Source organism: Brasilonema bromeliae SPC951, assembly GCF_012912135.1.
Classification (GTDB): domain Bacteria; phylum Cyanobacteriota; class Cyanobacteriia; order Cyanobacteriales; family Nostocaceae; genus Brasilonema; species Brasilonema bromeliae.
In genome coordinates this window covers 1-9,182 of the sequence record NZ_QMEB01000259.1, presented here as the reverse complement: position 1 = coordinate 9,182, position 9,182 = coordinate 1, and the positions used below count along the sequence as shown (strand labels likewise).

General features: G+C 44.3%; 8 protein-coding genes and 3 pseudogenes. 7 read left to right on the top strand and 4 right to left on the bottom strand.

Annotation, left to right across the window (positions count from 1 at the left end; translation table 11 throughout):
* Nucleotides 1–143: 143 nt before the first annotated feature.
* The 6 genes and pseudogenes from DP116_RS24490 to DP116_RS29685 form a co-directional block, all read left to right on the top strand.
* Nucleotides 144–419, top strand: a complete 276-nt coding sequence (locus tag DP116_RS24490) for a UPF0367 protein family (RefSeq protein ID WP_169157635.1) — start codon at nt 144–146, stop codon at nt 417–419.
* 18 nt (nt 420–437) lie between these two features.
* A complete protein-coding gene (locus DP116_RS24485; RefSeq protein WP_169157634.1) occupies nt 438–1,121 on the top strand; it encodes an ABC transporter ATP-binding protein in 684 nt (227 codons plus the stop codon).
* A gap of 185 nt (nt 1,122–1,306) precedes the next feature.
* On the top strand, nt 1,307–1,855 hold the full coding sequence (locus tag DP116_RS24480) for an NYN domain-containing protein (protein WP_169157633.1): 549 nt from the start codon (nt 1,307–1,309) through the stop codon (nt 1,853–1,855).
* A 798-nt stretch (nt 1,856–2,653) separates the two neighbouring features.
* Nucleotides 2,654–4,119, top strand: a pseudogene (locus DP116_RS24475) (reverse transcriptase domain-containing protein); the annotation flags it as partial.
* Between the two features lie 590 nt (nt 4,120–4,709).
* Nucleotides 4,710–4,865, top strand: a pseudogene (locus DP116_RS24470) (reverse transcriptase N-terminal domain-containing protein); the annotation flags it as partial.
* A 38-nt stretch (nt 4,866–4,903) separates the two neighbouring features.
* A pseudogene (locus DP116_RS29685) lies at nt 4,904–5,268 on the top strand (HNH endonuclease); the annotation flags it as partial.
* Here the strand turns inward: DP116_RS29685 and DP116_RS24465 are convergent.
* The 4 genes from DP116_RS24465 to DP116_RS24450 form a co-directional block, all read right to left on the bottom strand.
* A complete protein-coding gene (locus tag DP116_RS24465; protein WP_169157632.1) occupies nt 5,212–5,394 on the bottom strand; it encodes a hypothetical protein in 183 nt (60 codons plus the stop codon). The pseudogene DP116_RS29685 and the gene DP116_RS24465 overlap by 57 nt on opposite strands.
* Before the next feature lie 138 nt (nt 5,395–5,532).
* Complete coding sequence (locus tag DP116_RS24460; protein ID WP_169157631.1) at nt 5,533–6,552, bottom strand: polysaccharide deacetylase family protein; 1,020 nt, start codon at nt 6,550–6,552, stop codon at nt 5,533–5,535.
* Nucleotides 6,553–6,681: 129 nt separating this feature from the next.
* Nucleotides 6,682–7,362: a lipoate--protein ligase family protein gene (locus DP116_RS24455; RefSeq protein ID WP_169157636.1), complete on the bottom strand. Its 681-nt coding sequence runs from the start codon at nt 7,360–7,362 to the stop codon at nt 6,682–6,684.
* 50 nt (nt 7,363–7,412) lie between these two features.
* On the bottom strand, nt 7,413–7,916 hold the full coding sequence (locus DP116_RS24450) for a YbjN domain-containing protein (protein WP_169157630.1): 504 nt from the start codon (nt 7,914–7,916) through the stop codon (nt 7,413–7,415).
* A gap of 163 nt (nt 7,917–8,079) precedes the next feature.
* Here DP116_RS24450 and DP116_RS24445 point away from each other — a divergent pair.
* The coding region (locus DP116_RS24445; RefSeq protein WP_169157629.1) for an aromatic ring-hydroxylating dioxygenase subunit alpha at nt 8,080–9,182 on the top strand (1,103 nt) is incomplete at its 3' end.

Below are 9,182 nucleotides of genomic sequence, written 5' to 3'. Positions count from 1 at the left end.
GTATATAAAGTTCTCAGATTTTTCTAGTGTTTTTTTCATTTTTTTAACCGAAAGTTAACTTTTCCCATGAGTCACCTCCTCAAACTCGCTCCACGCAAGCTAACGTTAAAATGAGTCCTGCACCTTAATTTCATTGAAGCGAAATGTTTAGTATCGACTTAACCGTAAAGAACACAGCTTTCCCCATATCTATAGAACGTAAAACATCTGAGGATGCTGAGGCAGTGTATCAGCTGATTGTGGCGGCTATGCAAACTGGCAGCCCTGATATTGTGGAACTCACAAGCGAGGGGAAGACAGAAAAGAAAGTCGCCGTCCGTGCTAGTGAGATTTCTGGAGTTCAGTTAATTCAGAAAGATGGTGCTGCTGGTGGTGGAACTGGCAGACCGCCTGGTTTCTTCGCCATAGCAGCTGAGTAATCGGCGAGTGGTATACTCATGGCGGAACTGGGGATAGAAGTTAAGGATTTAAGTTTTAGCTGGTCATCCGGAGAGAATGTGATTAAGTCTTGCTCTCTGGAAGTACCCAAGGGTGAATTTTGGATGCTCTTGGGTACAAATGGGAGTGGCAAATCCACCTTACTCAGACTGCTCGCAGGGCTATTAACCCCTAAATCTGGGGACATTCAACTTTCACCTACTGTGGGCTTTGTCTTCCAAAATCCTGATCATCAACTCGTCATGCCAACAGTTGGTGCTGATGTGGCTTTTGGGCTGGTAGAAGAAAAACTCCCACCTGCTGCTGTCAGAACTCGCGTTGAGGAGGCGTTGGAAGCAGTCAATTTACTCTCACTGCAAAAACGTCCTATTTATGCTTTGAGTGGTGGACAGAAACAACGAGTGGCGATCGCCGGCGCTTTAGCCCGTCGCTGTGAAGTCCTATTGTTAGATGAACCAACTGCTTTGCTTGATCCAGATAGTCAATTGGAACTCGTAGCTAGTGTCCGCCGCCTAGTCAAAAATCGTGGTATCACAGCCCTCTGGGTTACCCACCGCTTAGACGAGTTAAATTACTGTGACGGCGCTTTGCTGCTAGAAAGGGGTTCTTTATTGGATCAGGGTGAACCGCAGCGCCTCAAACGACGGCTGATGGAATTGCACGACAAAACTCCTGAGACTTAAGGATACAAGGGTGTAGGGGAAATTTCGTTTGCCTTGCATGCCCATAGGGCATATTTTCCATCGATTTTTCTCTACACCCTTATATACATTTTTCTTTTTGTAACATAGTGTTACAACCCATGCTTCAATTACTATGAATTTTATGAATGAATTTTGTTAACTCTAGAAAATTGTGATCCAAAATCATGCTCTCTTCCTTACCCCGAGCCGTTTTGCTTGTGGACGGCTACAACATCATAGGCGCTTGGTCTTGCTTGAAAAGAACCCGTGACACTGCTGGATTAGAAGCAGCGCGTTGCGAATTAATCGAAGCTTTGACTAGCTACAGTGCGTTTCAAGGTTATGAGACTCAAATTGTATTCGACGCTCAATATCAAAACAGCTGTAGCAACAGAGAAATTATTACAGAGCTTCTATCGGTTCATTATACAGACTTCGGGCAGACAGCAGACACTTACATTGAAAAAGTTTCTGCCTCTTTACGCTCCTCATTAGCCCAGTCTCTTATTTCTCGGATGATTGTTGCTACATCAGACCGCGCACAGCAGTTGATGGTACAGGGGTACGGGGCTGAATGGATGTCAGCACAGCAACTGTGCTATGAGGTACAAGCCACTGTTTGTCGGGTGCGGCAAAAATCTAAGGTACGAAAACATTCTAACACAAGGTTTTTAGCTAATTCTATCGACGCCAAGGCACGTCAGCGTTTAGCTGAATTGCGGATGGGACTATAAGAAATTCCAAATTCCAAATTCAAAATACACCCAGTGGGTACAGCCACGGCTATCACTCTATGGGCAAAGCGCACGAATCTGGCATACAAAGTAGCGTGCGTTTGCCTTGGGGTGCGTGTCCCTATGTTCTGTGTGACCTGCGTCTGTTCTCTGGCTAGTCATTTTGCCTTCCATCTGCCAACGTCTTAACGTGTCTGACGATACTCCCAAAATTGCGAATCGCTTCTTTGATGGGTACTAACCTTGGTGCGATTAGTTACATGCTAAATCTCGGTAATCAGCCCGTAAATAAGCATGTCAACTTCGTTGTACCGTCAACAAGTTGAACTTCGGACAGGATGGAGGTGAAATTCCTCCCCCTCAAACTCAGAGGTGACTCCTCACCTGCCCACACCGAGTAGACTCGGAATTCTACAGAGTGAAGCTGGGAACAGGACGCAACCAGACGGCTGTTATGGGCTGACACTGGCGTTAACAGGGAGTGCACAAGGTGAAAAGAACCTAAAAAAAGCAACCTAGGTATGAGCAGGGCATAACAAAGAACCCCCTGACTTCGCTAGAGTTAAAACCTCGCTGATGAATCAAGGTACAAGCAGTAAGAGTAAGAGGTTCTAGCGGTTGAAGTGGTTACACCTGACGGCACATATATCCCATCCGAGGAACGAATAAAAACGAATCAAGAGTCCTGGGAGGTCGAACCCAAGGTAGGTATGACGAGATACAGAATTCTCTTGATTCGGGTAGGACAGCGAGTAATTTCGCTGAGGTGTTCAGAAAAACAATCACAAGGAGTAGAGCATGATTAGGCACAGTCACCAGACTAGTGAATCTTGGAAGAATCTCCCCTGGAAGAAATTCCGCCGGAGCTTATTCCGCCTACAAGTCAGGTTGTTCAAAGCAATTAAAGCAGGAGACAAGCGGAAAGCGCGGTCACTTCAAAAGCTGATTCTGAAATCCAAAGCTGCAAGATTTTTGGCTATTCGTCAAGTATCTCAGTTAAACACTGGTAAAAAGACCGCAGGGATTGACGGCAAAAAGTCTCTCAACTACGAGGAGCGATTTGCACTCGGAGGGATGCTCGCGAAGCATGTACACGATTGGCAACATAGCAAACTCAGGGAAATCCCAATACCAAAGAAAGACGGAACCTTCCGAACCCTCAAAGTCCCCACTATGGCTGACAGAGCATGGCAATGCCTTGTGAAGTATGCCCTAGAACCAGCTTGCGCGTTGCAACGTTCCACGCCAAGAGCTACGGGTTTAGACTAGGAAGAAGTGCACACGATGCACAAAGACTGGTATTTAACCACCTAAACTCCAGGTGTAAAGGAATAGAGAAGCGAGTCATCGAACTCGACATTCAAAAATGCTTCGACAGGATAAGCCACAAAACCATAATGGACAAACTCATTTGCCCCAAAGGCACAAAGATAGGTATCTTCCGATGCCTTAAGGCAGGAGTTAATCCAGAGTTTCCTGAGCAAGGAACACCACAAGGTGGAGTAGTTAGTCCATTACTAGCAAACATTGCGCTCAATGGAATAGAAGACATACATCAATACAAAAGTACAGATGGAACGATGGTCAAAGCCTGCATTAGATATGCAGATGACATGGTCATCATACTCAGACCCAAAGATAACGCAATAGAGGTACTCGAAAAAATAAGCCAATTCCTTGCAGAAAGAGGAATGAATATCAACGAAAAGAAGACCAAGATAACCGCCACGACAGATGGATTTGACTTCCTCGGCTGGCACTTCAAAGTGCAGAGCAACGGGAAATTTAGAAGTACCCCCTCTGTGGATAACTTCAAAGCATTCCGTAAGAAAGTAAAAGCTATCGTCAACTGCTCCAATTATGGTTCCAAAGTGAGAGCTACAAAGCTAACACCAGTGGTTAGAGGATGGAGGAATTACCACCGCTACTGCAAGATGGATGGGGCACGTAACTCGTTGTATCACATCCAACGCAGAACATTCAAGGTATTCAACAGGGAAGCAAAGAATAACCGATACTCCAGTAAAGAATTACTAGATAGGGCATTTCCAGCAGTTCCCTACTCCGAAAACAGATTCGTCATGGTCAAAGGCGATAAGTCACCATTCGACGGAGATTTAACGTACTGGAGTGAACGAAACAGTAAACTCTATGACGGACACACCTCTAAAGCCTTAAAACGGCAAAACCATTCATGCGGAATTTGTGGGATGAAGATGATTCCTGGCGATACAGTCCATCTACACCACGTAGACGGAAATCACCAGTGCGATTCGTTGCTAGTAGAATCACGGTAATCAGTCCGTACATATATTAGCCAATCCCTACAGGGATTGAACTCCGGACAGGATGAAGGTGAAAGCCCTTCCCCTCAAACTCAGAGGTGACTCCTTACCTGCCCACACCGAGCGAACTCGGAGTTTCGCAGAGTGAAGCTGGGAACAGGGCGTAACCAGACGGCTGTTATGGGCTGACACTGGTGCAAAGTCTTGCGGGGGAAGCTTCCCCCGCAGAGCTTTGCGCTAATAGGGAGTGCACAAGGTGAAAACAGAACCTAGAAAAGCAACCTATTCCGAAGCAGGGCATAACACAAAACCCCCTGACCTCGCTAGAGATAAAACCCCGCCGATGAATTGGTGAGAAAACGGCAAGAGTAAGGGATTCTAGCGGTTGAACTGGTTCCACCTGACGGCACATAAAAATCCCATCCGGGGAACGAATAAAAACGAGTTAAAGGTCTTGGGAACGGTCGAAACCCAGGTAAGCTAGACGAGAGGCTGAATTCCTTTAATTCGGGTAGGATGCGGCGTAATTGCTGCAAGGTGTTCAGAAAACAATCAGGATAGAGTAGAGTATGATTAGGCACAGTAACAATACTAGTGAATCTTGGAGCAAGTTACCCTGGAAGAAATTCAGACGCAATTTGTTTCGCCTACAAGTTCGGTTGTATAAAGCAGTTAAAGCAGGCGACATGCGTAAAACGCGGTCACTTCAAAAGCTGATTCTGAAATCTAAGGCTGCACGGTTACTGGCTATTAGACAAGTAACAAGGTATTCAATAAAGAAGCAAAGAATGACCGATACTCTAGTAAGAAATTACTGGACAAAGCGTTCCCAGCAGTACCTTACTCCGAAAATAAATTTGTCAACGTCCAAGGAGAAAAATCACCTTTTGACGGAGATACTCCCTACTGGAGTGAGCGCAATAGCAAACTCTACGACGGCGAAACCGTTCTATTGCCCTGAAACGGCAAAACCATGCATGTGGACATTGTGGATTAAAGATGCTCAGTGAAGAACGGGTACACTTACACCACATCGACGGCAATCACAATAACTGGAAAACTAAAAACCTTCTAGCGGTACATGAAAGCTGTCACGACTACGTCCACATGAGCAAGGGGAAACCCTAGAACATCGGGAGCCGAGTGCACAGAAATGGGCACGCTCGGATCTAACTGAGAGGTGCGGCGGATAATACCACCCATCGACTCAACCGAATTGGAAACCCAAGAACTGCATAGCAGTCCATCAGTCATGCCACCAATATCATCACATGAGCAAGGAGAAATCCTAGAACATCGGGAGCCGGATGCACAGAAATGGGCACGTCCGGATCTAAATGAGAGGTGCGGGACATAATAGTCCCCATCGACTCAACCCGGTATAACGCCCCTTCAAGAATTACACTGTGGCATATTTGGGCTGCCCCAAGCTTGGGGAATAACTTTTTCTAGACGAGATTTCTCAAAACGACTGATCGCAAATAAATCCTTTGACTGGTTTGCAAACATCTCAGTTGGATCGCCGATTGTAAGTGCTGCCAAATATCCGGCTTCTGCAACTATTTTCTTTACCCTGGAATCATAGTTACCGTAAGGATAAGTAAAATAAATAATAGAACGATCTAATTGAGCTTCAAGTATCTGCTTAGATTCCACAACTTCTTTATAAAGCTGTTGATCTGATACTTTTGTGAGGGCAGGATGAGTTATGCTGTGGGAAGATATTGTAATGAGTGGGTCATTAGCCATAGTTCTTAATTGTTCCCAAGTAACATGAGTACGACCAGCATTAACTCCTACACCGCTCGTATGAATAGCAAAAACAGCCGGATAACCATATTTTTTTAATAGAGGATAAGCATATTCATACTGCCCACCATAACCATCATCAAAAGTCAACAAGATAGGTTTTTTTGGTAATGGGCTTCCTGTTCGCAAGTGAGCAAAAAGCCGATTTAAGCTAATAGGAGTCATCTGAGTCGATTTAATCAGTTCAAAATGTTTCTCTAATTCTTGGGGTGTTATATCATAAATGACTTTCTTGTTTGAGATAATATCGTGATACATAATGACGGGAACTTTAGCTTTCTTTGCAGCTTGGTGTATTGTTGGTAAAGGCTCGGCGGGTATTGATAACACTTTGTCATCTGCAAAAGTCTTAAATAATATTTCTGATCCAGATAATACTTGATTGCTTACAGGCTCAAGTTGCCTACCTATATTTTGATAGTGGCTACATAATTGTTGATTATTGGGCTGTTTTAAGGAAACTTTTATAATTCGTGATGTCTGAAAGTGCAGACTTTGAAATTCATTTGCAATCACCCGGTACGAACCAAAAAACCAAATACAAACTGTGGACAAAAACGCAATACCTATGACACGAAACTTTCTCTTATTTTTTGGCAGCATTTTTTTATCTAAGAATTCAGAATAATTCGTAATTATGTTTTGTGACGCACAGAAGTAGGTATAAAATCAGTTGGAGTTTTCGTGAAGCTTGCCCCTGCCCAACAGGTGTTTGAGTTAATAGTTACGTGGCTAAGTCAAAATTGCCTCCCACTCAGACTCAGAGAGTGGTTGCACTTCTAACTCCATACCAAAACAATCTTCAGCAGCAGCAATTAAAGCGACAATAATTTTCTCAATATCTAAGTTCTGGGGAAGGTGCACAGGAGAAAAAGATTCTGTGCCAAAGACTTGAGTAAATAACTCAGCTGAGGGCTGCAAACGGATGGAACCATGTTGTAAAATAGCTCCACCTCGTCGCACTTGGGCGCTACCGATGAGTTTAGTACCATCTGGCAAAATTAAATCTGCACCAGTTGCAGTGCCGAAACAGTTGGGGTTGTGGATGTAACCGCGTCCAGCTGTACCGTATTGTAATTGTATGCCGAGCGATCGCCACCCCTGAATCAAAAACTCACAAATTTTTTGGTACACCTGAACGCGACTCCCGACAAATCCAGATGTCATACCAGATGTCACACCAGATGTCACAACAGCGTAGGTTAAATCACCTTGATGTAACACTGCACGTCCTCCTGTAGGACGCCGTACCAAATCCACTTTCTCACCTTGCCAAACCAGATGCTGCCAATATTCAGGATATTTATGCTGATGGTAGCCCAAGGAAATGGCAGGTGGCGACCAAGTGTAAAATCGCAAAGCAGGAGGATGTCCCGACTGGTGCTGTTTTAACAACCAGGAGTCAATCGCCATCTGCACATCACCAGAGGCTTGTAATAACGGAATGAATCGCCACACTAAAGTCAAGACACACCAAATTCCGATTCTAATGCTTCGTCGTTGTTATCAGCGATAGTTGCCACAATAGTAATTAAGCGGGAAGCTTCGCCAGGAGACAAATCTGCGAGAGTGCGTGTTGTGAGTACAACAACTTGGTTTTCAATAATAGCGAAACGTGCCTCAAAGGTAGTAGATGCATTCATTTCTAACAACTCTCGCATCAACCTGGGTTCATCTTTGGCGGGTAACTTCAGCACCGCAGACCAAACTGTTAAGGTATCTTCATCAGTTGTTCCAGTGAGTTGGACAAACACTTCCACTGTGCCGTACTTGAACTTCCAACGGTAACTACCTTCTGAAGGATGACTCACCATTGCGCTGTCATCTTGTTCTAGCGTATCGATAACGTTTTCGATTATCTCCACGTAGTTGATGGCATTTGCTTCTTCGATAATCTCATTGATGAGTTCATCAGTAGATGTGGATTCGGTCGCAACTGTTTCTTGATTAGATTGGTAGCTTGTCATACAGATTTTTACCTCAACAGCATAATTGTTGCATCTAGACTACTTTATAGCTTGTGCTGTGATTATTTTTAGCTCCTTAAGTCGTAGGCTGTCTATCAAAGCGCAAGGGGAACATTATCAAGATTTGCGGTACATTCTAACAATAGCGAGGATGTGTCAATTTATGTCTGTTGTTTCCCAAGCTGCCCAAAGTCATGCTCAAAGTCATAATACTCGCCAGTTGGGTATTAACCCTAATCACTGGTATGTTGTTGCGCTTTCGCGTGAGGTCAAAACTCAACCTGTGGGTGTGAGATTGTGGAAACAGGCGATCGCACTCTACCGCGACACCAAAGGACAAGTCCACGCCCTAGAAGATAGATGTCCTCATCGCTTAGTTAAACTCAGTCACGGGCAAGTTATTGGCGACGAGTTGGAATGTGCTTATCACGGTTGGCGCTTTAACAATCAAGGTGAATGTGCAGCAGTTCCCTATCTAGCAGAGAACCAGAAACTCCCTAGTTGCAAAATCCGCCGTTACCCAGTCAAAGAACAAGACGGATTTATTTGGCTGTTCCCTGGAGATGTAGAGACGTTGCATGCAACGTCTCTACAACCAATGGGTGTTCCCGAATGGGAGCATCTCAATTACATTGCCACGGTTTCAATTATTAACTGTAACGCCCATTATTCATATTTAATTGAAAATCTGATGGATATGTATCATGGACATTTACATCAGGATTATCAAGCTTGGACACAAGCATCACTGCAAGATATTGACGAAGATACTCATCGTGTTGATGCTCATTATACAGCACAAAGCTATTATAAGATAGATAAAATTTGGTCAATTTCGCAATTATTTTTTCCCGCTTTACGCCGTCTTCATCCTGAACCTTTGGATGTCAGTTACGTGTATCCTCACTGGATTTCCACATTGGGCAAAGATTTCAAAATCTACTGTTTATTGTGTCCTGTGAATGAGAGACAAACCAAGGCTTATTTGATTCATTTCACATCTTTAAATGCTTTTTGGCGATTACACAAATTACCTGTATGGTTTCGGCGGTTTGTGAAAGATAGTTTGTTTGGTGCAGCGCAAAAATTACTTGATGGTTTGGTGCGTCAAGATGTGCAGATGATTGAAGAGGAACAGCAGGCGTATTTGGAGAATCACCAGAGGCGGGGTTATGAGTTGAATCGGGCGTTGGTGAGCGTGCAAAGATTGATGAGGAGTCAGGTTGAACCTCACCCCCATAAAGCTACGCTTTATATCCCCTCTCC

Bases quoted from the DNA above. Each gene is read 5' to 3' on its own strand.
- DP116_RS24465 (WP_169157632.1), bottom strand. From the start codon at position 5,394: ATGACTGATGGACTGCTATGCAGTTCTTGGGTTTCCAATTCGGTTGAG.
- DP116_RS24480 (WP_169157633.1), top strand. From the start codon at position 1,307: ATGCTCTCTTCCTTACCCCGAGCCGTTTTGCTTGTGGACGGCTACAAC.
- DP116_RS24460 (WP_169157631.1), bottom strand. From the start codon at position 6,552: ATGCTGCCAAAAAATAAGAGAAAGTTTCGTGTCATAGGTATTGCGTTT.
- DP116_RS24490 (WP_169157635.1), top strand. From the start codon at position 144: ATGTTTAGTATCGACTTAACCGTAAAGAACACAGCTTTCCCCATATCT.
- DP116_RS24485 (WP_169157634.1), top strand. From the start codon at position 438: ATGGCGGAACTGGGGATAGAAGTTAAGGATTTAAGTTTTAGCTGGTCA.
- DP116_RS24455 (WP_169157636.1), bottom strand. From the start codon at position 7,362: ATGGCGATTGACTCCTGGTTGTTAAAACAGCACCAGTCGGGACATCCT.
- DP116_RS24450 (WP_169157630.1), bottom strand. From the start codon at position 7,916: ATGACAAGCTACCAATCTAATCAAGAAACAGTTGCGACCGAATCCACA.